The 788-nt window shown below is 65.5% G+C and carries 1 protein-coding gene; it reads right to left on the minus strand.

Translation table 11 applies throughout. From position 1 onward, the window contains the following. Positions 1–788, minus strand: a 788-nt coding sequence (locus tag A5692_RS02650) for an AMP-binding protein (RefSeq protein ID WP_156765899.1), incomplete at both ends; no start/stop codon positions are given.

The following is a 788-nucleotide window of genomic DNA, read 5'->3' on the forward strand; positions in this document are numbered from 1 at the left end:
GTCGGCCCGTAAGCGTTGAGCATCACCCGCCCCGACGCCCACCGATTGACCACCTCAGCCGGACACGCCTCCCCGGCCACCACCAACGCCACCGACTCCAACCCCTGCGGCGAAAGCATCGCCACCGCCGACGGGGTCTGACTCAACACACTGACCCGTTCAGCAATCAGCAAGCCCTGCAAATCATCCGGGGAACCCACCACCGCCTCGGGCACCACCACCAACCGGCCCCCACCCAACAGCGCACCGAAAATCTCCCACACCGACACATCAAAGGAATACGAATGCCACTGCGACCACACCCCCACCCGCTCCACCGCACCATCCAGCGACGCCAACAGCTGGGTCACGTTGCCATGGGTAACGGCAACACCTTTAGGCACCCCGGTAGTGCCCGAGGTGTAAATCAAATACGCCACATCCTCAGCAGCCGGGCCCGGTGGTCGGGTGGCCGGTTGGGCATCGATAGCGGGATCACTGACATCAATCACCGCCACGCCATGACCATCCAGCCGCGAGCGCAACTCGGTGGTGGTCAGTACCGCGACCGGGGCGGCGTCAGCCACCAGGAACCCCACCCGGGCCGCGGGCAAGCCCGGATCCATTGGCACATAGGCCGCCCCCGACTTGAGCACCGCCAACATCGCCACGATCGCCTGCGCGCCGCGCGGCAACAACAACCCCACACACCCACCCGGACCCGCCCCACGAGCAACGAGTAAGTGCGCTAACCGATTCGCCGACTCATCAAGCTCCCGGTAGGTCCACGACCGGTCCCCGAAAGTCAT

The organism is Mycobacterium sp. E342 (assembly GCF_001667665.1).
GTDB lineage: Bacteria > Actinomycetota > Actinomycetes > Mycobacteriales > Mycobacteriaceae > Mycobacterium.